Genomic DNA, 23,660 nt, shown 5'->3' with positions numbered 1-23,660 from the left:
GCACCGGGAGGTCCTCTGTGTGTGGTCCCACCCAGTGTGAGGCCGGGCCCGTCAGGGCACTTGGGTCAACCAAGCCACACGTTCGTTCGAGAGGTATTTGTGTCGCCTGCTAGCTCGACCTCGAAAGCGTCAGATCTGCACGATCACGTCATCGCGCAACTGATCGAGCGTGGACGGTCCCAGGGTTACCTCGAAGCCGACGACGTACGACGTACGTTCGAGGAGGCCGACATCCCCGTGTCGAAGGCCTCCAGCATTCTGCGGAGCCTCAGCAAGGAGGGTGTGACCGTCATGGTGAGCGCTGCCGACTCCGCGGCGCCCAAGCGTCCGCGTAAGCGCGGGACGCCGCCGGCGCGCAGGCCCAGGACCGCCGCGGCGGCCAAGGAGCAGCCCGACACGGTGACCGCCGTCGTCGGCGACGACGCGGCTCCCGAGGAGGCCGTCGCCGAGCCGCGCCCGGCCGCCCCGAAGCCCGCGGCCGCGGCCAAGCCCGCGCCGAAGAAGGCCGCGCCCGCCAAGGGCGCCAAGTCCAAGAAGGCCGCGCCCGCCAAGAAGGGCGCGGTGCAGGCCGCCGAGGCGGCCCCGGTCAAGCCCGCCGAGAAGGCGGGCGACGACCCCGAGGTCGACGAGGTGGACGTCGACCTCGACGAGGATCTGACCGTCCTGGACGTCGAGCTGGAGGACGACACGGCCGCCGTGGCCGAGGTGGCGCCCGACAGCGAGGACGAGGAGGCCCCGGCCGCTCCCGCGCCGAAGGTGGTCCCCGCGGGCAAGCAGGCCGCGGAGGGCGCCGCGCCCACCGCCGAGGAGGAGGGCTTCACCCTCGGCGACGACGACGAGGACGCGCCCGCGCAGCAGATCGCGGCCGCCGGAGCCACCGCCGACCCGGTCAAGGACTACCTCAAGCAGATCGGCAAGGTCCCCCTGCTGAACGCCGAGCAGGAGGTGGAGCTCGCCAAGCGCATCGAGGCGGGACTCTTCGCCGAGGAGCGCCTCGCCGCCGACGGTACCGCGATGTCCGAGGAGGACAACGAGGACTTCGAGTGGATCGCCGAGGACGGCCGCCGCGCGAAGAACCACCTGCTGGAGGCGAACCTGCGGCTGGTCGTGTCGCTGGCCAAGCGCTACACCGGACGCGGGATGCTGTTCCTGGACCTGATCCAGGAGGGCAACCTCGGCCTGATCCGCGCGGTCGAGAAGTTCGACTACACCAAGGGCTACAAGTTCTCCACGTACGCCACCTGGTGGATCCGGCAGGCCATAACGCGCGCGATGGCAGACCAGGCCCGCACCATCCGCATACCGGTGCACATGGTCGAGGTCATCAACAAGCTGGCGCGGGTGCAGCGGCAGATGCTCCAGGACCTGGGCCGCGAGCCCACCCCGGAGGAGCTGGCCAAGGAACTCGACATGACCCCTGAGAAGGTCGTCGAGGTCCAGAAGTACGGCCGTGAGCCGATTTCGCTGCACACCCCGCTCGGTGAGGACGGCGACAGCGAGTTCGGTGACCTCATCGAGGACTCCGAGGCCATCGTCCCGGCCGACGCGGTCAGCTTCACGCTTTTGCAGGAGCAGCTCCACTCCGTCCTGGACACGCTCAGCGAGCGCGAGGCGGGCGTGGTGTCGATGCGGTTCGGCCTAACCGACGGCCAGCCGAAGACCCTGGACGAGATCGGCAAGGTTTACGGGGTGACCCGTGAGCGCATCCGCCAGATCGAGTCCAAGACCATGTCGAAGCTGCGTCACCCGTCCCGGTCCCAGGTCCTGCGCGACTACCTCGACTGATCGGGTTCTCCGCCCACCGGAGACCGACCTGCGAATCAGGGTCCCGCCCATGTGCGGGGCCCTGTTCTTTGGTGGGCCCCTTTCCGGGGGCGGACGCCTTACACGCCTCGCTGGCGGTCGGTTTCAGTCGCGCAGGATGACGTCGAGGTTCGTGCCGTTCAGCTCCACGGTGTGGCCGAGGTCGGCGACGGTCTTCAGAAGCTCGTCCGGGGTGCGCGGTGCGGTGCCCGCCTTGAGCAGGTCGTGTGCGATCTGCCCGCGGGTCGCCTTCGCCATGTGACTGACCACGGTCCGCTGTGTTTCACCCCGGTGGCCGCGCCCCGCCACCCCCGGGGGGACGCCGCAGGCGGTTCGTTCCCGGAACACCCGGACTGCCACGGCCGGCCGGGGTGCCTTCCAGACGGACGCGTACGGCCCGGAACGCATGTCGACGATCAGGTCGCCGTCCAGCCGCAGCGCATCCCGCATCGCCGGCCGCCACAACGCCCCCAGACGGCCGCGAGGCGGCAGCGACACCGCCATGGCCAGCCGGTAAGGCGGGACGCGGTCGGTGAGCCTCAGCGCGCCCCACAGCCCCGAGAAGACGATGATCTGCTCGGCGGCGGCCGCTGCGTCCAGCCCGGGGAGGTCCAGATTGTCGTAGAGGACGCCGGTGTAGAGCCGCGCGACGGGCAGCGCGGGGGCTTCCCGCAGCGCTCTGTTCCGGGCCAGCGCCTCTTCGGTCTGCCCCTTCGGCAGGCCGAGGACGCTTGGCGCGTCGTCCCGGCGGCACGCCCGCTGCAAGGCCGCCAGGACGCGCTCGCGCACTGGATTGAGCCCCGGGAAGCTCAGCGAGGTCAGGTCGAGGGGCGGACCGTCCCAGTCGGCGGCCTTCTTCTCCGACGGTGGCAGCAGGATGTGCACGATCCCCCTCGATGGCGCGGCACCTGGAAGCGGTGCGAGTGCTTGGGCTTGGGTGCCGCCGGGGCGGCGACGCGGTGCGAGTGCTGGCACGGTGCCCGGAGCCGACCCTCGACGTGCCGGGCGCCGCGGCATGGCCCGCGCCGTCCACCCAGGATATTGGCGGCTGTCCGCCTCGCCATGTCGGCGGGGTCACCGAACGCGCCGGCTCCGTCCTGGCCCAGGAGGCCCAGGAGGTATCACCATCGAGGTGAAGAATGTCACCGGCACGTGGGAGCCGAGGCGAAATGGTGACCCGTGTCACCCGTTGATCACGGAGGGCGATTAATTGATCACCCTATGAAGTCATGTCCCATTGGCTCCCTTGAGAGCCGAAGGGGCGGAATGTGAACGGCGGCCACCGTCTCCGGTGACCGCCGTTCAGGGCTCCTGCTATATGGAGGTTTAACGCTCCTCGGACGGAGCGATCGCCGGGGTTTCAGTGAGCCGGTCGGTCTCGTCCTGAATGTCCGCCCCGTTAGAGCGGAGCGCCTCTGAGTACTTGCGCCCGTGGTGGGCGCAGAACAGAAGGTCGCCGCCGCCTACAAGGACAGCACGGACGTAGGCCTGGGCGCCGCAGCGGTCGCATCGGTCGGCGACGGTCAGCGGCTTGGTTGGGGCAAGGGCTCCAGTCACGGCACCTTCCTCATGCTCGGGGTCGGTACTTAGGACAACATCTAACCCGACGCTGGCGTTCCCAACCTGGTTCTTCGTACGCCCACAGCAGAATGGCCCAATTGGTGACCGAGGTCACATTAGGCGGCCTCCCATCGGAACAGGCGCAAGGCGATCAACGCGCCGACGGCCGCGACGCCCGCCAGGATGCCGATTTCGGCGAATGCCGAGGTCGGCCCGAGGCCGCGGCTCATCACATTGAGCATGCCCTCGTTCAGGTACCGCAGCGGGAAGATGTACGACAGCGTCTGCATCCAGCCCGGTGTCTCCTCCAGCGGGAAGAACGAGCCGCCCAGGAACGCCATGGGCAGGACGATGAGCTGCGTCACCGCGTTCGCCGTCTCCTGGGACCTGGCCCACGCACCGATGATCATTCCGATCGACAGGAAGGCGAGGACGCCCGCGATCAGCAGCGGGATGGCCATCCACCAGGCGCCCTCCAGTTGGAGCCCGAACATCGGAAGCTGCGCCACCAGCACGAACAACGCGAACTGCACGAGAGCGACGGCGACGCTGACCGCGACCCGCGCGGCGAACACGGTGGGCAGCGGCGCGGGGGAGAGCTGGAGGCGGCGCAGGATGCCCTTGGTCCGCCATGTCACGAGCGTCTGGGACGCCCCGAAGACGGCCGCCGACGCCAGAGCCCAGCCCAGCAGGGCGGGCGTGAAGAACTGGATGGCCTTGAGCGAATCGTCCTCCACCCGCTCGGTGGACAGCGTGTAGGCGGGCGGCCTGCCGGTGACAGCCTGGTTCGCCGACTGGACGATCGAGTCCATCAGCCCCCGCACCGTCCCCGACTTGACCTGGTCCGCCGCGGAGTAGTGGACGACCAGCTCACTGCCGCGCTGCTCCACGGCGCCGTGCACATCGCCCTTCTCCACCTTGCGCAGGGCGTCGGCCCGGTCGGACGCCTTGGTGACCTTCATGACCTCTCCGAGCTCGTCTCCGCCCCGGGCGATGGCCTTGTCCAGCACCGGCACCTTGCCGATCGTCAGCACCTCCACCTTGGACGTCGTCTGATCGCTGAAGATCCCGCCGAAGATGACCAGGAACATCAGGGGGAACACGACGGTGAAGAACAACGCGGTCCGGTCCCGCTGGAAGCCCAGGTACATGGCCCGGGACAGGCTCTTGAAACTCTGGTACGTGCTCACGCCCTGTACTCCCGTCCGGTGACTTCCAGGAAGACGTCCTCAAGGGTGGCGCCGCGGATCTGGACACCGTCGAGCGCGTCCTTGGCCGCCATGGCCGCGACCACGGCCGACGGGTCGCGGGTGGAGATGGTCAGGGAGACGCCGTCGTCGACGGTTTCGTCCGCGCCCGGCAGAAGCCGCGCGTCCTCGGCCGCCAGGATGCCGCTGGCCACGCTGATCCTGGCCGGGGCGTCCAGGCCGCGCACCAGCACGGCCGGCGGGCCGAGCCGCAGGATCTCGCCCGCGTCCATGATGGCGACGCGGTCGCAGAGAATCTCCGCCTCGTCCATGTAGTGCGTGGTCAGGACGATCGTGCGCCCCTCCGTGCTGATCTCGCGCAGGACGTCCCAGAGGTTGCGGCGCGCCTGCGGATCCAGCGCGGCGGTCGGCTCGTCCAGGAACAGGAGCTCCGGGCCGTGCACGAGCGCGCACGCGATGGACAGGCGCTGCGCCTGGCCGCCCGAGAGCTTCTCGACCCGGACGTCGGCCTTGTCGTCCAGCCCGACCAGCTCCATCATCGCGTCGGCCCTCTTGGAAGGGACGCCGTAGAGCGAGCCGAACGTCCGCAGCTGCTCGCGCGTGGTCAGCCGCTCGAAGAACGACGACGCCTGCAACTGGACGCCGATCCGCGGCAGCAACCGGGGGTTCCGCGGCCACGGCGACATCCCGAGCACCGACACGTCCCCCTCGTCGGCCTCCCGCAGCCCCTCAATGATCTCCAGCGTCGTCGTCTTCCCCGCGCCGTTCGGGCCGAGGATCCCGAAGAACTCGCCCTCCTCGACTTCGAACGTCACCCCGTCCACGGCCCGGACGTCCCCGTATCGTTTGCGGAGGCCCGTGACCTCGATCGTTTGCGCCATGCGGAGGACGATAGGTGGGGCTAATGCCGGGCACACCCACCCGAAGGTGGACGTTCGGGTCCAGAAGTCGGGGGCCGGGCGGCCCGGGAGCGGGGTAACCTGGCCAACCGTCCGGGTCCGCCGCGCAGACGTGCCGCAACGTCGGCGGCGGCGAGCCTGCCGGTGGATTGTCGGTGGCCGGGGGTACCCTGCTGCCGACCGTCCTACCCCCGAGGAGCACACGCACGTTGACCGCTGCGACCGCCGAAGCGACAACCGAAGACCCGCACGGCTACTCCGCCCGGCACCTTTCGGTGCTGGAGGGCCTGGAGGCCGTGCGCAAGCGACCCGGCATGTACGTCGGGTCGACCGACAACCGGGGCCTCGCACACTGCCTGTGGGAGATCGTCGACAACTGCGTCGACGAGGCGCTCGCCGGCTACTGCACCCACATCAGCGTGCTGTTGCACGCCGACGGGTCCTTCGAGGTGGCCGACAACGGCCGCGGCATCCCGGTCGACCTGGAGCCCAAGACGGGCCTTCCCGGCGTCGAGCTGGTCATGACCCGGCTGCACGCGGGCGGCAAGTTCGGCGGGGTGTCCTACACGGCGTCCGGGGGCCTGCACGGCGTCGGCGCGTCCGTCGTCAACGCGCTGTCCGCCCGCCTGGACGTGGAGGTCGACCGCGACGGGCACACCCACGCGATCAGCTTCCGGCGCGGCCTGCCCGGCGAGTTCGCCGACGACGGCCGCCCGAACGCCCGGTTCAAGAAGAAGTCCGGCGTCCGGCAGGTCCGCAAGGTCGCCAAGAAGGTCACGGGCACCCGGGTCCGCTTCTGGCCCGACCTGCAGATCTTCCTGAAGGACGCCACGGTCGAGCAGTCCCTCGTCCTGGACCGGATGCGCCAGACCGCGTTCCTCATCCCCGGCCTCACCATCGACGTCCGCGACGAGCGCGGCGAGGAGGTCCTGGACGAGACGTTCCGGTTCGACGGCGGCATCGGCGAGTTCTGCACCTACCTGGCCAAGGACGCCCCGCTCGTCGACGTGCTGCGGCTGCGGGGCCGCGGCCACTTCACCGAGACCGTCCCCGTGCTGGACGACCAGGGCCACCTGACGCCCACCGACGTGGAACGCGACCTCGAGGTCGACATCGCGCTGCGCTGGGGCACCGGCTACGACACCATCACCAAGTCGTTCGTCAACGTGATCGCCACCCCGAAGGGCGGCACGCACGTGCGGGGCTTCGACCGCGCCGTGCTGAAGGTCGTCAACGAGCAGCTCCGTGCCACCAAGCTGCTGAAGAACGGCGACGAGGACGTCCTCAAGGAGGACGTGCTGGAGGGCCTCACCGCCGTGGTGACGGTCCGGCTTCCCGAGCCGCAGTTCGAGGGCCAGACCAAGGAGGTCCTCGGCACCTCCGCGGCCACCCGCATCGTCTCCCAGGTCGTCATGCGCGAGCTGCGGGCGATCTTCGAGAATCCGCCGCGCGGCCAGAAGCAGCCGTTGCGGGCCGTCCTGGAGAAGGTCGTCGGCGCGGCCAAGACCCGCATCGCCGCCCGCACCCAGCGCGACAACCAGCGCCGCAAGAACGCCCTGGAGAACTCCGCCCTCCCGGCCAAGCTCGTCGACTGCCGCACCGCCGACGACCGCAGCGAGCTGTTCATCGTCGAGGGCGACTCGGCCCTCGGCACCGCGAAGCTGGCCCGCAACTCCGAGTTCCAGGCGCTGCTGCCGATCCGCGGCAAGATCCTGAACGTGCAGAAGGCGTCCGTCGCCGACATGCTCAAGAACGCCGAGTGCGCCGCGATCATCCAGGTGATCGGCGCCGGCTCGGGCCGCACCTTCGACATCGACGCGTCCCGCTACGGGCGGATCATCCTGATGGCGGACGCGGACGTCGACGGCTCCCACATCCGCACCCTGCTGCTGACGCTGCTGTACCGCTACATGCGTCCGATGCTGGAGGAGGGACGGGTCTACACGGCCGTCCCGCCGCTGCACCGCATCGAGCTGATCAAGCCGAAGAAGGGCCAGGACAAGTACGTCTACTGCTACAGCGACGGGGAGCTCACCCGCAAGCTCGTGGAGTTCGAGCGCAAGGGCCAGCGCTGGAAGGAGCCCATCCAGCGCTACAAGGGCCTCGGTGAGATGGACGCCGATCAGCTCGCGGAGACCACCATGGACCCGCGGTACCGCATCCTGCGCCGCATCCGCATCGAGGACGCCGACGAGGCCGCGAAGGTCTTCGACCTGCTGATGGGCAGCGACGTGGCCCCGCGCCGCGCGTTCATCACCGCCGGCGCCTCGGAACTCGACGCCGAACGCATCGACGTGTAGTCCGTCCGCACGGTGGACGCGCGCGGACGTGGCGCGTCCACCCTGCGGTGGAGAGCGGAACTCCAGCCTGACGCCGATCCGTGCGAGGTCACCGGAGCGTAGCGTCGGTCACCATGAACCCGCCGGACAACGCATTGCTCGCCGCCGCGATGGTGGGCGTCACTTGCGCGACGACCGCTCGCCCGTGTTTCCCCAGCATGTCGGTGGCCGTCCAAAACCTGGTCGTGCGGAACCCCGCCCTCCGGAACCTGGTCGTGCGGAGGCCGGTCGTCGGGTCGTCGGCGGGGAGACCGATCGGTACCGCAGCGGTTGGCGTCGTACCGTGAAGTGCAGCCGCACGTCGCTCGTGGAGCGGTACGCCACGGCGGTCGTCGTCGGCGTCCTGCTGGCGTGGGCGCTGTTCGCCTACGTGCGCGCCCTCTTCGACTCCGAGGATCCGCCGGCGCTGCACGGACTCGGCCTGGGCATCACCCTCCTGAACGTCGTCATGATCGTTTTTCTGGCCGGAGGCATGCGCGTCGGCCGGAAGAAGGAGTCACGGTGGCGGGCGGCATCGATCTTCCTGCTGGCGGGCGCCGTGGCGGCCTCGGTGGCGTTCTACGGGATCGAGCCCGACTTCGGCGCGGGATTCGTCACCGCCATGATCGCTCTCTGGGCGCTGTTCAGCAGGCTTCCGCTGACCTGGGGCATCGCGGCGAGCGCTGTGACGATCGTCGCGGTGGCCGTCCTCGGAGAAGTGTTCCGGGACGACGGCGCCGACCTCGGGCTGCTGGTCGCCTTCATGGGCGTCACCCTGGGCGCCGCGGCGAGCCGGCAGGGCGTCGCCGCGCAGGAGGCGACCCGCCGCGCGGAGGCCGCCAACGCCGTGCTCGCCGAACGGTCCCACCTCGCGCGGGAGATCCACGACATCCTAGCCCATTCGCTGTCGGCGCAGATCGTCCACCTGGAGGGTGCGAGGCTCCTGCTGTCCCGGGACGGCGACCGTGTGCAAGCCCTGGACCGGGTGGAGCGCGCGCGGAGCCTCGCCCGCTCGGGCCTGGAGGAGACCAGACGGGCGCTGGCCACGCTGCGCGGTGAGATCCCGGAACCCAAGGAGGTCATCGCCGAGCTGGCCGAGGAGTTCTACGCGAGCACCGGCCGCCCCTGCGACGTTCAGGTGACGGGTGTACCGCGCGAACTGTCGCCCCAGGCGGGGCTCGCCGTCGTCCGCACAACGCAGGAGGCGCTCACCAATGTCCGCAAACACGCTCCCGGCGCGCGCGCACACGTGACCCTGCGCTACCTCAGCGACAAGGTGGAACTCGAAGTGACCGACAGCGGCAGCACGGAGACCGCCGCGGGATCGGACGGCGGCGGGTACGGCCTGGTGGGGATGCGGGAACGCGCCGAGCTGATCGATGGCACCCTGATGACCGGGCCGGACGGCAAGGGATTCCGTGTGTCCCTCAGAGTGCCGGTGTGACGGAAGACGGGACGCCGTGAGCGAGAAGACGAGGATCCTGGTCGTCGATGACCAGACCGTGGTGCGTGAAGGCCTGGTGCTCCTGCTCGAACTGCTGCCCGGCCTCGATGTGGCCGGATCGTGCGGGGACGGCGAGCAGGCCGTGGCGATGGTCGCCGAACTGAGCCCCGACGTCGTCCTGATGGATCTGCGGATGCCGCGCGTGGACGGCGTGGAGGCGACGCGCCGGATCAAGCAGGCCCACCCGGACGTCGAGGTCGTCGTCCTCACCACCTACGCCGACGACGAGTCGATCTTCGCCGCGCTGCGCGCCGGGGCCCGCGGCTACCTCACCAAGGACGCCGGCGCCGACGAGATCGCCCGCGCCGTCGACGCCGTCCGCGGGGGAGCGGCTCAGCTCGACCCCGGCGTCCAGCGACGCCTGGTCGAGGCGGTCGCGGCGGACGAGCGTCCTCGCCGTCCCGTCCCCGGCGCCCTGCCCGACGGCCTCACGCGCCGCGAGGCCGAGGTGCTCGCGCTGATCGCGCAGGGACGCTCCAACACCGAGATCGCCGGTGACCTGTTCATCTCCGAGGCGACCGTCAAGACGCACATCAACAACCTGTTCGCCAAGGCGAACCTCCGCGACCGGGCCCAGGCCGTCACCTACGCGTTCAGGCACGGCCTGGCCGGCTGAGCGCCGTCAGCGTGGGCGAACCACTCTGGCGTAACTCGGCCGGTGTTGTTCAAGCGGTGTGATTACAGGTGCTGTAATTACACCGGCTCATTTCCGGGCCTCCATTTGATCCCGCAGCCGAGGCTCGGAGCGTGGGGTTCGGGGACGCCGCCGCCCGCGAGCACCAGGTCCAGCGCCGCCCTCAGTGAGGTTCCGTCGGACGGCACGTCGTTGCCGGGACGGGCCCCGTCGAACTCTCCCCGGTACGCGAGCTTGCGTTCCCGGTCGTACAGGAAGAAGTCCGGGGTGCAGGCGGCCTTGAAGGCCCGAGCCGTCTCCTGAGACTCGTCGACGAGATACGGGAACCCGAACCCCGCCCGCTTGGCCTGCTCCCGCAGATGGCCGGCACCATCGTCGGGATAGTTGGTGACGTCATTGCTGCACACGGCGACGGTCGCGAGCCCCTTACCCGCATACTCCTCGGTGAGGGCGCCGATACCGTGCTCGATGCGCCGTACGTACGGGCAGTGATTGGACAAGAACACCACCAGCAATGCGGACGCCTCTGCGAAGTCCCCGTCCGACACGGTCTCGCCCTCGACGGACGGAAGCCTGAACGCGGGAACCGGTGAACCGAGCGGAACCATGAACGATGCGATCGCCATGGGTCCATCATCACGCATCACTAGACCAAGCGATCGCTTGCTAGGCTTCGTCCATGCCGACCCAGGATCACATGAAGCAGGCGCTGCAGACCTACATCGACGCCTTCAACGCCGGCGACGCGCAGGCCGTGGTCGCGCTCTACGCCGACGACGCCGTCATCGAGGACCCGGTCGGCAACCCCCCGATCACCGGCCGCGCCGCGATCGAGGAGTTCTACACCAACGCCATCGCCGGCGGAGCCAAGCTCGCCCTCGACGCCCCCATCCGCGGCTCCCACGGCGACCGGGCCGCCATGGCCTTCACCGTCGACGTCCCCGGCATGCGCATCCGCGCCATCGACGTCATGACCTTCGGCCCCGGCGGCGAGATCGTCCGCATGGAGGCCCACTGGGGCCCGGACGACATCGAAACGTAGTTCCCGCTCACCGAGACGACATGGTGCCGGCGCCGCGCGACGTCCTGCACAGTCGAGGCGGATGGTCGGCTTCCCGAACCGAAGGGACCGCGGCGTGGCCAACTGGAGTCATCGGTACGCGAAGATCAATGGTCTCGACGTTCACTATGTGGAGGAGGGAGAAGGGCCGCTCGTCGTCCTCCTCCACGGATTCCCGCACATCTGGTTCAGCTGGCGCCACCAGATCGGCCCGATCGCCGACGCCGGCTTCCGCGTCGTGGCACCCGACATGCGCGGCATGGGCCAGACCACCGGCCCGGCGGATCACCGGGAGTACAACGTAGACCGGATCGTGGCCGATCTCACCGGTCTGCTGGACCACCTCGGCGAGGAGAAGGCGGTCTTCAGCGGCCTGGACTTCGGCCTCTTCTCAGCGTACGACCTCGCGCACCACCACCCGGAACGCGTCGCGGCGATCATCGCTCTGGAGAACCCGTTCTTCACACCGAGCAGGGAATCTCCGCTGACACTCGCCGCCCGGCAGGCCGAGAAGCACTTCAACCACATCCACTACTTCAACGAGCCCGGCGTCGCGGATCGCGACCTTGCCGCAGCTCCACGCGAGTTCCTGCGCAAGGTGTTCTACGCACTCTCCAGCGACTACCACTATCTCGACGTATGGCGCCGCCCCCCGGGCACGTCCTATATCGATGCCCTCCCAGAGACACCACCTCTTCCTTGGACGTGGCTGACCGCAACGGACCTGGAGTTCTATGTGGCCGGCTACAGCCACAGCGGCTTCACAGGCGGCCTGAACTGGTACAGGGCCATGGACCTCTCCTGGGAGTACCGCAAGTCCTACGGAGGGAAGAAGAACCCCGTACCGTACTTCTTCCTCGGGAGCGAGCAGGACGCCGACCTGGAGGGCTGGCACGGCACCGATCCGGTGAGCCGACTGGCGGAGCACCACGCTGACGTGCGCGCAGTACGGATGATCAAGAACGCAGGTCACATGATGCAGATGGAGAAGCCCGGCGAGACCACGGCGGCGATGCTGGAGTTTCTCGGGGAGAGCGGATGGGCCTGACCGAAGACCGGGTGGCGGTGGTCACCGGTGCCAGCCGCGGCGCCGGAAAGGGCATAGCACTGGCCCTGGGCGAGGCCGGTACGACGGTGTACGTGACCGGCCGCACACGCTCCTCCCGTGAAAGCGACCTCCCGGGCACGGTTCTCGACACGGCGGAGGAGATCAACGAGCGCGGTGGCACCGGGATCCCGGTGATATGCGACCACTCCCGGGACGAACAGGTTGCGGCCCTGTTCCAGCAGGTCGAACGTGAGCATGGCGCGCTGGACGTCCTCGTGAACAACGCGTTCACAATTCCCCCGGACCTGGCCCGGAAGGGGCCTTTCTGGGAAAAGTCGCTGGGACTCCAGAGCATGTTCGACGTGGGAATGCGCTCGGCATACGTGGCCAGCTACTACGCGGCCCCGCTCCTCATCAGGAACAGCGCCGGCCTGGTCGTCAACACCTCGTCGTTCGGCGGCCGCTGCTACATGCACGGCCCCGCCTACGGCGCGGGCAAGGCCGCCGTGGACAAGCTGGCCCACGACATGGCCGTAGATTTCAGGCCCCACAACGTAGCCGTCATCTCCCTGTGGATGGGCCTCCTGAAAACCGAACGAACCAAGGCCCTGTTCGAAGGCGCGCCCGACCGCTACAAGTCCTTCGCCGCAGGCGCGGAGTCCCCGGAGTTCACCGGCCGTCTGATCGACGCCCTCGCCCGCGACCCGGACCTGATGAAGCGAAGCGGCCAAGTCCTCATCGGGGCCGAGCTGGGCGAGGAGCTGGGCGTCCGGGACATCGACGGCACCAGCCCCCACTCCCACCGCGAAACCCTGGGAGCCCCACCGACCTTCAACAAGGCCGTCGTCCAGTAGACGACGGCGGTGCCGGACGCCCGTGGCGTGCACGAAGCCGGCTCGCCGCGCCGTGGTGGAGGCGGCCCGGCCGCGTGACGCCCTGCTGCTGGTGCCGGTCAGGTGAGGTCCGCCGGACTGGCGCCATGCCTCCGGGGGCCCTGGACGATCGCCGCCGCGTCGATCCGCTAGACTCCATACCAAACGTTTTGTTATGGAGGTGCGCGATGAGCGACACGGCCGCGGGAGCGTGGCTCGAAGAGGGCCTGGCGCTGCTGGCCGAGCAGGGCGCACCGGCGGTGACGCTGGACCGGATGTGCGAGCGGATGGGGATGTCCAAAGGCGCCTTCTACCATCACTTCGGGTCGATGCCGAAGTTCCGGACGCGGCTGCTGGCCCACTATGAGGAGCGGCACACCACGGCGATCATCGACGTGGTGGAAAACGGCGAGGACCAGTCGGCGCGGGGGAAGCTCGACCGCCTCGCGGCGGAGGCCACCAGCGACGACGATCCGCAGTTGGAGATCGGGATCCGGGCCTGGGCGAAGCAGGACCCGGAGGCGGCGGCCATGCAGGAGCGGGTGGACGCCACCCGCATCCGATATCTGCGGGATCTGTGCGGCCAGGCCGGTTACGCGGCACCGGATCGGATGGCCAAGCTGCTCTACCTGGTCGTGATCGGAGGCGCGCATCTGATGCCGCCAGTGCCCGGCGAGGAGATCCGCGACATCTACGAACTGCTGTTCCGGCCATTGGACGCGGGAAAGGCCGCATCGTGAAACCCATGGACACCGCTCCAGAGGGACGCGCTCAGTACGAGATGGAGACCCTGATGAAGTACCGCTGCCCCACCCCGTTCCACCGCATCATCGCCGTCGGCTCGGCCCTCGTGGGCGCACAGCCCCTTACGGGAGCCGGAGAAGAGGAAACGTCATGACGGACTCTGCGCCTCGGGATGTCCCCGCCGTGTGCCGGTGGGTCCCGCGCCTCATTCTCTTCGTCGCCGTCGCGCACCTGACGCTGGGCGTGGTCGTCGATGGTTCGCATTGGCGCGGCATGGTGTCCGACGGTGTGTGGAACTCGGCCACCGGCGACAAGGCACGTATGTCCGCCGAATGGTTCATGGTCGGTGGTGTCGCACTCCTTGGCCTGGGCCTGCTGGTGAGGAGGGCCGTGCTCGTCACGGGAAGGGTTCCGGTGGAGGCCGGCTGGATCCTGCTGGCGATCGGAATCCCGATCTCGGTGCTGGAACCCGTCGGAGGCGGCCCGTCCCTGATCGGCATCGGCGTCCTGGCCCTGATCGGGTCGCGCCACGACGCCGGCGCGCGGCCCACCGGCCGTGCTTCCGCCCGTCCGAAAGCCGTGGCCGAGTCGTCAGAGTCGTTTCTCGCCTGACCGCAATTTCATGCTTCCGCCGCCTTGAAGGCGTCATGCGACCATGTCCACGGCGGCCGAGACCAAGGAGCGAGCGGGTCACTTCTTAGCGGCAAGATGGAGATTCAGGCGGGCGGCAGTCAACAATTCACCCTCGCGCCGGGTTCGCTCGTACAGCTGCGCGGTGGCATGGGTGAGCCGTAGGCGGTGCCATTGGTGGCGGGTGCCACGCCGAAGACGGCCAGGCGCGAGCAAGGCCCCGGCCGGTCGCCGGCCCGAACCCGGGGCCTCAGCGACGGTCAGCTATCGCAGGCGGTGCCGTCGCCGTCTCTGTCCAGATCGTAGATATCGGAGCCGACCACGCGGACGGGGCCCTGTACGTAGGCGGGGCCATTGCCGCTTCCGCCTGCGCAGTCGACGTCGCTGGCGATGGGCACGCAGGCGCCGCTGTAGTTCGGGTCGCACTGCCGGGCCTGTTTGGTGCCGACCGCGATGATCCGGGTGACCGGTTTCCTCGTGACCACCTCACGCGACAGCTTCCGGTCCGTTTCCTCGCCCTCGGTGTAGGTGACCTCGTAGGTGAGGGTCTTGACGCCTGCGACGCCGCGCTTCTTCACCTTTGTGGTGCCCTGGGCAAGGGTGGGGTCGTTCACCCTTGACGTCTTGTACGGGATCTTGCGCGTTTCCGTGACCGTGCGTTGTTCGACCGACGGGGTGGGCGTGGGTGCCGCGCTGGTCGTGGGAGGTGCGCTCGCCGTGGAAGGTGTCGTGCTCGCCGTTGCATTGGCAGCCGCCGGTTCGGCCTGCTCAGCGCAAGCGCCGAGGGTGAGTAATGTGCTTATCGCCGCAATGGCCAGGACGAGGTGTCGCATGATTTCCCCCTAAGTAGGGGCAAATCATCTGGCGGTCATCTGGCCGGGTCAACCGTGGGAAATACGGGATAGGACGATTGGCCGGGGTTGGCCGGGGAGTGGTGAGTTGGTCCCGGGACGCGGAGTGCGGCCCGGGACCTTTGATCATTCTTCGGTTGTGTCCTCTTCCGGGGGCTCGCCTATGGGGCCGCTGATGGAGACGATGGGCTTGTCGAGTTTTTCGCCGGAACCGTCCCGGCGGCCCATGCTGACGTTGAGCATGGCCGGTTTGCCGTTGGCGGCCGAGGCGCGCAGGGGTGTCGGGGCCGCCCAGGCTTGGAGGAGGACGTCCTCGCCCTTGAGGAAGCGGTGGGCGCGGACACCGCCCGTTGCGCGGCCCTTGGACGGGAAATCGGCGAAGTCGGCGAGTTTGATCGCGCCGGTCTGGGTGCCGGGGAGGGCCGAGGACGACCCGGAGATCGTGATCACGCGGGCCTCGCGGGTCGGGTCGATGGCGCCGAACCACAGGGCGCGGGCGTCCGGGGCGAGTTTGATGCCCGCCATCCCGCCGGCGGCGCGGCCCTGGGGGCGGACGACGGAGGCGGCGAAGTGCAGGAGCTGCGCGTCGGTGGTGATGAAGACGACGTGCTGGTCTTCGGAGAGCAGCTGGACGGCACCGATGACGCGGTCGTCGTCCTTGAGGGTGATGACTTCGAACTCTTCGCGGTTGGCCGGGAAGTCGGGGACGACCCGTTTGACCACGCCCTGGGCCGTGCCCAGGACCAGGCCGCCGCCCTCCTCGGAGACGGCGGCTATGGCCACGATCGTCTCGTCCGGTTCGAGGTCGACGTACTCGGCGACCGGGGCGCCGCCCGCCAGGGACGGGGGCGTGGACGTGGGGGGCAGCGTCGGCAGGTCGATGACCTCGATGCGGATCATCCGGCCCAGGGACGTCACCGCGCCCACCTGGCCCCGGGCCGTGGCGGGGACGACCGAGGTCAGCACGTCGTGATTCGCGCGGGGGCCGCTGTCCGGGAGCGGGGACGCGTCGTGGGTGCGGGCCATGAGGCCGGTCGACGAGAGCAGCACCGTGCAGGGGTCGTCCGCCACTTCGAGGGGGACGGCCGTGGTGGCGGTGTGGCCCGAGGACTCGAGGAGGATCGTCCGGCGCGGGGTGGTGAACTCCTTGGCGACCTCGCCGAGTTCCTTGGAGACGACGCCGCGGAGCTTCTTCTCCGATTCGAGGATCGCGGTCAGCTTGGCGATCTCCTTGGCGAGCTGCTCCTTCTCCTTCTCCAGCTCCAGCCGGTCGTAGCGGGTGAGGCGGCGGAGGGGGGTGTCCAGGATGTACTGCGCCTGGATCTCGGAGAGCTCGAAGATCTGCATCAGGCGCTGCTTGGCCTGGGCGGCGTCGTCGCTCTGCCGGATGACCTGAATGACCTCGTCGATGTTGAGGAGGGCGACGAGGAGGCCGTCCACGAGGTGCAGGCGGTCCTCGCGCTTCTTGCGGCGGAACATCGAGCGGCGGCGGACGACGTCGATGCGGTGGTCGACGTAGACCTGCAGCATGTCGCGGAGGCCGAGGGTGCGGGGCTGGCCGTCGACGAGGGCGACGTTGTTGATGCCGAACGTCTCCTCCATCGGGGTGAGCCGGTAGAGGTCGGCCAGGACGGCCTCGGGGTTGAAGCCGTTCTTGATCTCGATGACCAGGCGGAGGCCGACGTTGCGGTCGGTGAGGTCCTTCAGGTCGGAGATCCCCTGGATCTTCTTGGCGTTGACCAGTTCCTTGATCTTGGCTTTGACGCGCTCGGGGCCGACGGCGTAGGGGAGTTCGCTGACGATGATGCCCTTGCGGCGGGCGGTGACGTTCTCGATGGACGTGGTGGCGCGGGTGCGGAACGTGCCCCGGCCCCGTTCGTAGGCGTCCCGGATGCCGTCCAGGCCGACGATCTTGCCGCCGGTGGGCAGGTCGGGCCCGGGGACGAAGCGCATCAGGTCGTCGAGGGACGCGTCGGGGTGGTCGATCAGGTGCCGGGCCGCGGCGATGACCTCGCCGAGGTTGTGCGGCGCCATGTTCGTGGCCATCCCGACCGCGATCCCGGACGCGCCGTTGACCAGCAGGTTCGGGAACGCGGCGGGCAGGACCTCCGGCTCGGTCTCCTGCCCGTCGTAGTTGGGGCGGAAGTCGACGGTGTCCTCGTCGATGGAGGCGACCATGAGCATCGCCTCGCGGGACAGCCGTGCCTCGGTGTACCGCATGGCGGCGGGCAGGTCGTCGCCGCCGAGCGAGCCGAAGTTGCCGTGCCCGTCGACGAGCGGCATCCGCATCGCCCACGACTGCGCCATCCGCACCATCGCGTCGTAGATGGCGCTGTCGCCGTGCGGGTGCAGCTTGCCCATGACCTCGCCGACGACGCGGGCGCATTTGACGTGCCCGCGGTCGGGGCGGAGCCCCATATCGTTCATCGAGTACAGGATCCGGCGCTGGACGGGCTTCAGCCCGTCGCGCGCGTCGGGAAGCGCCCGCTGGTAGATGACCGAGTAGGCGTACTCAAGGAAACTGCCGCGCATCTCCTCGGAGACATCGACGTCGACGATGTTCTCTTCGAAGTCCGGCGGTGGAGGGGCTGGGGATCCGCGTCGTGCCATGCTCCACATTGTGGCCGGTCCCGGGGACAACTTGTGCCCGCCCCACCCGGTGTGGCGCCCGACATGGCGGATCGATGTCGTTCCGTCACCTCGGCGGACCTGGCAGAGTGAGCAACGCCGGCCGAACGAAGTTCGTCATTTGGATGGTGGCGGGTGGGGGGCCGGCGGACGGTGGTATCGATCCCCGCAGGCGGAGGTTCCCTTGAGTGCGCTGGCCGACCACCAGAACTCGATCTATCTGCAGGGGCTCGGCGATGTTCTCCCTGCGCTTCCCACGGACCTGACGAAGCTGGAAGGGCTCGCCGAGCGGTCGCTGTCGGCGCAGGCGTTCGGGTATGTGGCGGGGTCGGCGGGCAGCGAGTCGACCGCGCGGGCGAACCGGGAGGCGTTCGAGCGGTGGCGGATCGTGCCGAGGATGCTCAGGGACGTGGCCGACCGCGACCTTTCGGTGGACGTTCTGGGTACCGCGATGCCGTCCCCGATCCTGCTCGCGCCCATCGGCGTCCAGTCGATCTTCCATCCGGAAGGCGAGCTGGCCGTCGCGCGGGCGGCGGCGGCCGAGGGGCTCCCGATGGTGCTGAGCACGGCGTCCTCGTACAACATCGAGGACGTGGCGGAGGCGAACGGCGACGGGCCCCGCTGGTACCAGCTGTACTGGCCGAAGGACCGCGATCTGGCCGTCAGCTTCCTGCGGCGGGCCAAGGCGGCGGGGTACACGGCTCTCGTCGTCACTTTGGACACGTTCACGCTGGCGTGGCGTCCACGCGACCTCGACCAGGCGTATCTGCCGTTCCTGCGCGGTATCGGGGTCGCCAACTATTTCAGCGACCCGGTCTTCCAGAAGGCGGTCGGCGGGCCCGTCACCGACGCCAACCGTGACATGGCGATCCTGCACTGGGTCGCGAACTTCGGTAACCCCCGCCTGACCTGGGACGACCTTATCTTCCTGCGGGAGCACTGGGACGGGCCCATCGCGCTCAAGGGCATCCAGCACCCCGACGACGCTCGTCAGGCCGTTGACGCCGGCATGGACGGCGTCATCGTGTCCAACCATGGCGGACGCCAGGTGGACGGGGCCGTCGCCTCGTTGGACGCGCTGCCCGGCGTGGTCGACGCCGTCCGCGACCAGGCGACCGTGCTCTTCGACAGCGGGATCCGCACGGGGTCGGACATCGCCAAGGCCCTCGCGCTCGGCGCCAAGGCGGTGCTGGTGGCGCGCCCGTACGCGTATGGGCTGGCGCTGGGCGGCCAGGCGGGCGTCCAGCATGTCCTGCGCTGCCTCCAGGCGGAGCTGGAACTGACCATGGTCCTCGCGGGGATCACCCGGCCGGGGGAGCTGCATCCGGAGACGCTTGTGCGCACGTGACCGTAGCCGCGCGCATTCCGGGTAGGTGAAGGCGCATGCGCTGGTCCGATCACGCCATCTGGTGGCATGTCTATCCCCTCGGTTTCGTCGGGGCGGTCCCGGACGGGGCGTCCCCGGAGCCTCGTCTGGGGCGGCTCAACGGGTGGCTCGACCATCTCGTCGGGCTCGGCTGCAACGGGCTCGCGCTCGGGCCGGTGTTCGCGTCCGAAACCCATGGCTACGACACCGTCGATCACTACCGCGTCGATCCCAGGCTCGGTGGCGAGGACGACCTGCAGCGGCTCATCGAAGAGGCGTCGCAGAAGGGAGTCCGTGTCCTGTTCGACGGTGTCTTCAACCATGTCGGACGAAGCTTCCCGCCGTTCGCCGATGTCGCCGCCAAGGGCGAGAAGTCCCCGTACAGGAAGTGGTTCCATCGTGAGCTGCACACGTTCGAAGGCCACGACCGTCTCGTCACGCTGAACCACGCCGAACCCGAGGTCGCCGACTACGTCTCCGAGGTCATGACCCACTGGCTGGAGCGCGGCATCGACGGCTGGCGTCTCGATGCCGCCTACGCCGTCCCACCGGAGTTCTGGAGGACGGTCCTGGACCGCGTCCGCGCGCGCTTCCCCAATGCCTGGTTCGTCGGTGAGGTCATCCACGGCGACTACCCGGACGTGGTGGAACAGACCGGATTCGACTCGGTCACCCAGTACGAGCTCTGGAAGGCGATCTGGAGCTCCCTGAACGATCACAACTTCTTCGAACTGGCCCATGCCCTCGGCCGGCACGACGAGATGCTCGAAACGTTCACGCCGCAGACGTTCCTGGGCAACCATGACGTGACCCGCATAGCGAGCCGCCTGGACGACGGGCGGCAGACGGCCCATGCCCTCGTCGTCCTGCTGACCATCGGCGGCATCCCGTCCGTCTACGCCGGGGACGAGTTCGGCTTCCGAGGCGTCAAGGAGGAACGGGAGGGCGGCGACGACGCCATACGGCCGGCCTTCCCGGATCGCCCCGGCGAGACGCCCGGCCATGGCGAGCACCATCACAGACTTCATCAAGAGCTCATCGGCCTTAGACGACGCCATCCATGGCTTGTCCACGCCCAAACCACAGTGGACACTCTGACCAATACGGCACTCTCCTACACGGTGGGGCACGGCACAGAGCGGCTCGCGGTCGTCCTGAACCTGGACGACGAGCCCGCCAAAGTGGACCTGCCCGACGCCGACTGGACGTGCGTGGCCGGTGAGGCGGCCTTCTCCGCCGAAGGCGTCACCGTTCCCCCGGCCGGGTGGGCGATCGCCGAAGCATGACATTCGTCATGGGTCGCCCCTGTGATCCTCACGATCGTTTCCTGATGCCTGTGACTGCACGTCCGCGCCGGGCGCGGCGAGCATGGACGTCATGAGGGCACCCGTGATCGAGGTACGCGACCTGTATCTGAACGAGGCCGTGCGGAACGTCTCGTTCACCGTGGCCGAAGGGGAGGTCTACGCGCTGCTCGGCCGCTACGGGTCGGGCAAGACGACCCTGCTGGAGATCCTCGCGGGCCTGCGGCGCCCGACCGGCGGGTCGGTCCGTCTCCGCGGCGCCGACCCCTACACCGACCGGGAGACGACGCGGGCCGGGGCCGTCTGGCGCGACGGCGGCCTGTTCCCGGGCCTGACCGTCGCCGAGATCGTCGACACGTGGCGGCGCTGGACCCTCGACCCGCTCTCCCGCGACGACGCGCTGCGGCTCGCCCGCCTCACGGACCTCGCCGACGTTCCGTTCGAGCGGCTGACGGCGGGACGGCGGCGCATGCTCGACCTGGCGCTCGCCCTCGTCGGACGGTCGGACGTGCTCTTCCTCGACGAGCCCACCGCCGGGCTCGACGAGGCGGCCGCCCGCGAGGTGTGGTCCGTCCTGCCGATGCCGGCGGCGCACGGGGTCAGCGTCGTGCTCACGACCCGCGACCCGCGGGAGGCGTGCCGGGCCGACCGCGTCGGGGTCCTGGACGAGGGACGCCTGCAGGTTCAAGGCGACGGCACCGGCGGCGGCGCCGCCCGCCTCCGCGCCGCCTGACCGCCGCGCGCCCCCCTTGACGGCCGCATACGCTGAGCGCGTGCAGCCCAGCATCCCGCGCCCCACCGTCATCGCCGCGATCCTCGTGGGAATGACGATGATGACGCTGTCCGGGCTCCTGCTGCCCGCACTCTGGTACGAGGTGTTCAACCGGCAGGACGCCGGGCTGCTGATCCTCGCCCTCACCGGCGTCGCCGCCGCGTTCGCCCTGTACGGCCGGCTGCTGTGGCAGAACCTGATGCGCCGCACCGCACCCGGGCACCGGTTCGGGCTCGCCGCGATCGTGCTGATCTGCTGGGCGATGCCGCCACTGCTCGGCACCGGCCAGGGCTGGGGCAACGCGCTCCTCGTCCCGGCCGGGCTGATCGCCGTCGTCCTGCCCGTACGCGAGGCGGTCGCGGCGACGGCGGCGGCGACCGCCCTGACCCCCGTCTACGGCGTGATCCTGGGGCTGCCCGCGCTGACCGTCCTGTACGAGGTGACGGCCATACCGCTCGCCGCCTTCTCCGGATACGTCACGGTGTGGCTGTTCCACGTCGTCCAGGAACTCCGGGAGGCCCGCGCCGAGCTGGCCCGGTCCGCGGTGGGGGAGGAGCGGCTCCGCTTCGCCCGCGACCTGCACGACGTCCTCGGCCACAGCCTCCAGGCGGTCGCGCTGCGCGCCGAGGTCGCCGAACGGTTCCTGGAACGCGACGACGGGCGGGTCCGCAAGGAGCTGACCGAGATCCAGACGATGGCGCGGGACGCGGTCCGGGACGTGCGCGAGGTCGTGCGCGGCTATCGGGCCACGTCCCTGCGCACCGAACTGGACGGCATGTCGGCCGTGCTGCGCGCCGCCGGGCTCCGCTGCGAGCGCCCCGAGGTCTCGCCGGCGCTGCCCGCCCACGTCCACGAGCCGCTCGGCTGGGTCGCCCGCGAGGCCGCCACCAACGTGCTGCGCCACTCCAGCGCCACCTGGTGCGAGATCAGCGTCCGGGCGGACGCCGGCCACGTCCATGTGGAGATCGTCAACGACGGCGCCGGGCGCCGCACCGCCGGGGACGCCGGCAGCGGCCTCGCGGGCCTCGCCGAGCGGATCACCGCGGCCGGCGGCGTGTTCGCGGCCGGCCCGGCCGGTGACGGGACGTTCCGGGTGACGGCCGCCGTCCCCGCGACGCCCGTCCCGGCGGAGGGAGAGGCATGATCCGCGTGCTGCTGGCCGACGACCACCTGCTGATCAGGGAGGCGCTCGTCCTGCTGCTGGAGACCGAGGACGGCATCGAGGTCGCCGCCGACGTCGGCCGCGGCGACGAGGCCGTCGACCGCGCCCTCGCGCTCGAACCGGACGTGGCCGTCCTCGACATCGACATGCCCGGGCTGGACGGCCTCGCCGCCGCCGAACGGCTCTCCCGCGACCTGCCCGGCTGCCGCATCGTGATCGTGACCGCGCACGGCCGTCCCGGCAACCTGCGCCGCGCGATGGCCGCCGGCGTCCGCGGCTTCCTCGGCAAGGACGCGCCCGGCGCGCGGCTCGCCCAGGTCATCCGGCAGGTCGCCGCCGGCGCCCGGTACATCGACCCGCAACTGGCCGCCGACGCCCTCGCCGCCGAGGAGTGCCCCCTCACCCCACGCGAACTCGACACGCTGCGCGCCGCCGCCGACGGCGCGCCCGTGTCACGCATCGCCCGCGGCCTGGGCCTGTCGGAGGGGACCGTCCGCAACTACCTGTCGTCCGCCGTCACCAAGCTCGGCGCCGACAACCGCCACGCCGCCGCCCGGGCCGCCCGCGACCGCGGGTGGTTCTAGCGGCGGGCCAGGACGAGGCTGCCGCGTTTCGTGACGGGCAGGGGTGTGCGGAGGTGGCCGGCGGCCTCGGCGGCCCGGGCGCGGGGCATGTGGCGGGCGATCAGGTAGTCGCGGACGGCGTCGCGGTCGGGGAGCGTGATCAGCGGCGCGTCCCAGCGTTCCACCTCGACCTCACCGAAGACCTCGCAGACGCGGTCGGGGGCCTCCTCGGCGTCGAACGTGGTGGGCTCGGGACGCCAGACGGGCGCCAGTTCCGGGCTGTCGTTCCGGCAGATCGCCGAGGCGAGCAGCAGGCCGCCGGGGGCCAGGACGCGGCGGGCCTCGCGGAGCGCGGGCCGGGGATCGTCCAGGTGGTAGAGCATGTTGACGGCCACGGCGGCGTCGAACGTCCCGTCCCGGAACGGCAGCCGCGTCGCGTCGGCCTGCACGCGCGGCCCCGGATGGGCGCGCAGGAGGATGGCGGACGCGTCCAGCCCCACCAGCCGGAACGGCGGCGGGTGGGGGAGGGCGTCGCTGAGGGCGCCCTCCCCGCAGCCGATGTCCAGGACGCGGGACGCCCCCGCGGTCAGCAGCTTCGAGGCGACGTGGTCGTGCAGGCTCCGCGCCCCGATCAGGTACTTCCGGGTGACCCTGCTGGCGAGGCGGAAGCGCTCAGGGTCGGAGTCGTAGTCGGGCGTGAGGGCCATGGACTGAGTCTGCCCGGTGGATCGACC

The 23,660-nt window shown here is 69.9% G+C and carries 23 protein-coding genes; 15 read left to right on the top strand and 8 right to left on the bottom strand.

Annotation, left to right across the window (positions count from 1 at the left end; translation table 11 throughout):
- Positions 1 to 159: 159 nt before the first annotated feature.
- Positions 160 to 1,785: an RNA polymerase sigma factor gene (locus ACTWPP_RS10365; protein WP_443104009.1), complete on the top strand. Its 1,626-nt coding sequence runs from the start codon at positions 160 to 162 to the stop codon at positions 1,783 to 1,785.
- A gap of 123 nt (positions 1,786 to 1,908) precedes the next feature.
- Here ACTWPP_RS10365 and ACTWPP_RS10360 read toward each other — a convergent pair whose 3' ends face one another.
- From ACTWPP_RS10360 to ACTWPP_RS10345, 4 genes are all read right to left on the bottom strand, one after another.
- Positions 1,909 to 2,688, bottom strand: coding sequence for a YaaA family protein (locus tag ACTWPP_RS10360; RefSeq protein WP_443103938.1), 780 nt, complete (start codon positions 2,686 to 2,688; stop codon positions 1,909 to 1,911).
- 441 nt (positions 2,689 to 3,129) lie between these two features.
- Positions 3,130 to 3,360, bottom strand: a complete 231-nt coding sequence (locus ACTWPP_RS10355; RefSeq protein WP_443103937.1) for a DUF7455 domain-containing protein — start codon at positions 3,358 to 3,360, stop codon at positions 3,130 to 3,132.
- 119 nt (positions 3,361 to 3,479) lie between these two features.
- Positions 3,480 to 4,553 carry an ABC transporter permease gene (locus ACTWPP_RS10350; RefSeq protein ID WP_443103936.1) on the bottom strand — a complete coding sequence of 358 codons (1,074 nt, stop codon included), beginning with the start codon at positions 4,551 to 4,553 and terminating at the stop codon, positions 3,480 to 3,482.
- The gene (locus tag ACTWPP_RS10345; RefSeq protein WP_443103935.1) at positions 4,550 to 5,452 is read right to left on the bottom strand and encodes an ABC transporter ATP-binding protein; all 903 of its coding nucleotides are present in this window, start codon (positions 5,450 to 5,452) and stop codon (positions 4,550 to 4,552) included. The genes ACTWPP_RS10350 and ACTWPP_RS10345 overlap by 4 nt, the downstream gene beginning before the upstream one ends.
- Before the next feature lie 227 nt (positions 5,453 to 5,679).
- Between ACTWPP_RS10345 and ACTWPP_RS10340 the strand changes: the two genes are divergently transcribed.
- From ACTWPP_RS10340 to ACTWPP_RS10330, 3 genes are all read left to right on the top strand, one after another.
- The gene (locus ACTWPP_RS10340) at positions 5,680 to 7,770 is read left to right on the top strand and encodes a DNA gyrase/topoisomerase IV subunit B (RefSeq protein WP_443103934.1); all 2,091 of its coding nucleotides are present in this window, start codon (positions 5,680 to 5,682) and stop codon (positions 7,768 to 7,770) included.
- A 322-nt stretch (positions 7,771 to 8,092) separates the two neighbouring features.
- Positions 8,093 to 9,232 carry a sensor histidine kinase gene (locus ACTWPP_RS10335; protein ID WP_443103933.1) on the top strand — a complete coding sequence of 380 codons (1,140 nt, stop codon included), beginning with the start codon at positions 8,093 to 8,095 and terminating at the stop codon, positions 9,230 to 9,232.
- Between the two features lie 16 nt (positions 9,233 to 9,248).
- A complete protein-coding gene (locus ACTWPP_RS10330; protein WP_443103932.1) occupies positions 9,249 to 9,908 on the top strand; it encodes a response regulator in 660 nt (219 codons plus the stop codon).
- Between the two features lie 77 nt (positions 9,909 to 9,985).
- Here ACTWPP_RS10330 and ACTWPP_RS10325 read toward each other — a convergent pair whose 3' ends face one another.
- The gene (locus tag ACTWPP_RS10325) at positions 9,986 to 10,552 is read right to left on the bottom strand and encodes a thioredoxin family protein (protein ID WP_443103931.1); all 567 of its coding nucleotides are present in this window, start codon (positions 10,550 to 10,552) and stop codon (positions 9,986 to 9,988) included.
- A gap of 53 nt (positions 10,553 to 10,605) precedes the next feature.
- Here ACTWPP_RS10325 and ACTWPP_RS10320 point away from each other — a divergent pair, with 53 nt between their 5' ends.
- From ACTWPP_RS10320 to ACTWPP_RS10295, 6 genes are all read left to right on the top strand, one after another.
- On the top strand, positions 10,606 to 10,968 hold the full coding sequence (locus ACTWPP_RS10320) for a nuclear transport factor 2 family protein (RefSeq protein WP_443103930.1): 363 nt from the start codon (positions 10,606 to 10,608) through the stop codon (positions 10,966 to 10,968).
- A 94-nt stretch (positions 10,969 to 11,062) separates the two neighbouring features.
- Positions 11,063 to 12,034: an alpha/beta fold hydrolase gene (locus tag ACTWPP_RS10315; RefSeq protein ID WP_443103929.1), complete on the top strand. Its 972-nt coding sequence runs from the start codon at positions 11,063 to 11,065 to the stop codon at positions 12,032 to 12,034.
- A complete protein-coding gene (locus ACTWPP_RS10310) occupies positions 12,025 to 12,888 on the top strand; it encodes an SDR family NAD(P)-dependent oxidoreductase (protein ID WP_443103928.1) in 864 nt (287 codons plus the stop codon). Before ACTWPP_RS10315 ends, ACTWPP_RS10310 begins: the two co-directional genes overlap by 10 nt.
- 206 nt (positions 12,889 to 13,094) lie before the next feature.
- Positions 13,095 to 13,646, top strand: coding sequence for a TetR/AcrR family transcriptional regulator (locus ACTWPP_RS10305; protein ID WP_443103927.1), 552 nt, complete (start codon positions 13,095 to 13,097; stop codon positions 13,644 to 13,646).
- 5 nt (positions 13,647 to 13,651) lie between these two features.
- The gene (locus ACTWPP_RS10300; protein ID WP_443103926.1) at positions 13,652 to 13,804 is read left to right on the top strand and encodes a hypothetical protein; all 153 of its coding nucleotides are present in this window, start codon (positions 13,652 to 13,654) and stop codon (positions 13,802 to 13,804) included.
- A complete protein-coding gene (locus tag ACTWPP_RS10295) occupies positions 13,801 to 14,262 on the top strand; it encodes a DUF6463 family protein (RefSeq protein ID WP_443103925.1) in 462 nt (153 codons plus the stop codon). The genes ACTWPP_RS10300 and ACTWPP_RS10295 overlap by 4 nt, the downstream gene beginning before the upstream one ends.
- Positions 14,263 to 14,540: 278 nt before the next feature.
- Here the strand turns inward: ACTWPP_RS10295 and ACTWPP_RS10290 are convergent, their stop codons facing one another.
- Positions 14,541 to 15,113 carry a G5 domain-containing protein gene (locus ACTWPP_RS10290; protein WP_443103924.1) on the bottom strand — a complete coding sequence of 191 codons (573 nt, stop codon included), beginning with the start codon at positions 15,111 to 15,113 and terminating at the stop codon, positions 14,541 to 14,543.
- A 144-nt stretch (positions 15,114 to 15,257) separates the two neighbouring features.
- Positions 15,258 to 17,741, bottom strand: a complete 2,484-nt coding sequence (locus ACTWPP_RS10285; RefSeq protein WP_443103923.1) for a DNA gyrase/topoisomerase IV subunit A — start codon at positions 17,739 to 17,741, stop codon at positions 15,258 to 15,260.
- A gap of 202 nt (positions 17,742 to 17,943) precedes the next feature.
- Here ACTWPP_RS10285 and ACTWPP_RS10280 point away from each other — a divergent pair, with 202 nt between their 5' ends.
- From ACTWPP_RS10280 to ACTWPP_RS10260, 5 genes are all read left to right on the top strand, one after another.
- The gene (locus tag ACTWPP_RS10280) at positions 17,944 to 19,107 is read left to right on the top strand and encodes a lactate 2-monooxygenase (RefSeq protein ID WP_443103922.1); all 1,164 of its coding nucleotides are present in this window, start codon (positions 17,944 to 17,946) and stop codon (positions 19,105 to 19,107) included.
- A 35-nt stretch (positions 19,108 to 19,142) separates the two neighbouring features.
- Positions 19,143 to 20,411: an alpha-amylase family glycosyl hydrolase gene (locus ACTWPP_RS10275; RefSeq protein ID WP_443103921.1), complete on the top strand. Its 1,269-nt coding sequence runs from the start codon at positions 19,143 to 19,145 to the stop codon at positions 20,409 to 20,411.
- Between the two features lie 91 nt (positions 20,412 to 20,502).
- Entirely contained in the window at positions 20,503 to 21,162 is a 660-nt protein-coding gene (locus ACTWPP_RS10270; RefSeq protein WP_443103920.1) for an ATP-binding cassette domain-containing protein, read from the top strand.
- 40 nt (positions 21,163 to 21,202) lie between these two features.
- Positions 21,203 to 22,345, top strand: a complete 1,143-nt coding sequence (locus tag ACTWPP_RS10265) for a sensor histidine kinase (RefSeq protein WP_443103919.1) — start codon at positions 21,203 to 21,205, stop codon at positions 22,343 to 22,345.
- Positions 22,342 to 22,947 (top strand): response regulator transcription factor, encoded by a 606-nt coding sequence (locus ACTWPP_RS10260; RefSeq protein ID WP_443103918.1) that lies wholly within the window; start codon positions 22,342 to 22,344, stop codon positions 22,945 to 22,947. The genes ACTWPP_RS10265 and ACTWPP_RS10260 overlap by 4 nt, the downstream gene beginning before the upstream one ends.
- On the opposite strand, the gene ACTWPP_RS10255 is transcribed toward ACTWPP_RS10260, so the two are convergent.
- On the bottom strand, positions 22,944 to 23,633 hold the full coding sequence (locus ACTWPP_RS10255) for a class I SAM-dependent methyltransferase (protein ID WP_443103917.1): 690 nt from the start codon (positions 23,631 to 23,633) through the stop codon (positions 22,944 to 22,946). The two genes, ACTWPP_RS10260 and ACTWPP_RS10255, sit on opposite strands and share 4 nt — an antisense overlap.
- Between the last annotated feature and the right edge of the window lie 27 nt (positions 23,634 to 23,660).

The sequence above is a fragment of the Actinomadura sp. 3N407 genome (assembly GCF_052245875.1).
Classification (GTDB): Bacteria; Actinomycetota; Actinomycetes; order Streptosporangiales; family Streptosporangiaceae; genus Spirillospora.
The sequence above is the reverse complement of the archived record's forward strand: the minus strand, read 5'-3'. Positions and strand labels throughout refer to the sequence as shown.

Bases quoted from the DNA above. Each gene is read 5' to 3' on its own strand.
- ACTWPP_RS10300 (WP_443103926.1), top strand. From the start codon at position 13,652: ATGGACACCGCTCCAGAGGGACGCGCTCAGTACGAGATGGAGACCCTG.
- ACTWPP_RS10325 (WP_443103931.1), bottom strand. From the start codon at position 10,552: ATGGCGATCGCATCGTTCATGGTTCCGCTCGGTTCACCGGTTCCCGCG.
- ACTWPP_RS10310 (WP_443103928.1), top strand. From the start codon at position 12,025: ATGGGCCTGACCGAAGACCGGGTGGCGGTGGTCACCGGTGCCAGCCGC.
- ACTWPP_RS10345 (WP_443103935.1), bottom strand. From the start codon at position 5,452: ATGGCGCAAACGATCGAGGTCACGGGCCTCCGCAAACGATACGGGGAC.
- ACTWPP_RS10270 (WP_443103920.1), top strand. From the start codon at position 20,503: ATGAGGGCACCCGTGATCGAGGTACGCGACCTGTATCTGAACGAGGCC.
- ACTWPP_RS10260 (WP_443103918.1), top strand. From the start codon at position 22,342: ATGATCCGCGTGCTGCTGGCCGACGACCACCTGCTGATCAGGGAGGCG.
- ACTWPP_RS10285 (WP_443103923.1), bottom strand. From the start codon at position 17,741: ATGGCACGACGCGGATCCCCAGCCCCTCCACCGCCGGACTTCGAAGAG.
- ACTWPP_RS10320 (WP_443103930.1), top strand. From the start codon at position 10,606: ATGCCGACCCAGGATCACATGAAGCAGGCGCTGCAGACCTACATCGAC.
- ACTWPP_RS10275 (WP_443103921.1), top strand. From the start codon at position 19,143: ATGCGCTGGTCCGATCACGCCATCTGGTGGCATGTCTATCCCCTCGGT.
- ACTWPP_RS10305 (WP_443103927.1), top strand. From the start codon at position 13,095: ATGAGCGACACGGCCGCGGGAGCGTGGCTCGAAGAGGGCCTGGCGCTG.
- ACTWPP_RS10295 (WP_443103925.1), top strand. From the start codon at position 13,801: ATGACGGACTCTGCGCCTCGGGATGTCCCCGCCGTGTGCCGGTGGGTC.
- ACTWPP_RS10255 (WP_443103917.1), bottom strand. From the start codon at position 23,633: ATGGCCCTCACGCCCGACTACGACTCCGACCCTGAGCGCTTCCGCCTC.
- ACTWPP_RS10290 (WP_443103924.1), bottom strand. From the start codon at position 15,113: ATGCGACACCTCGTCCTGGCCATTGCGGCGATAAGCACATTACTCACC.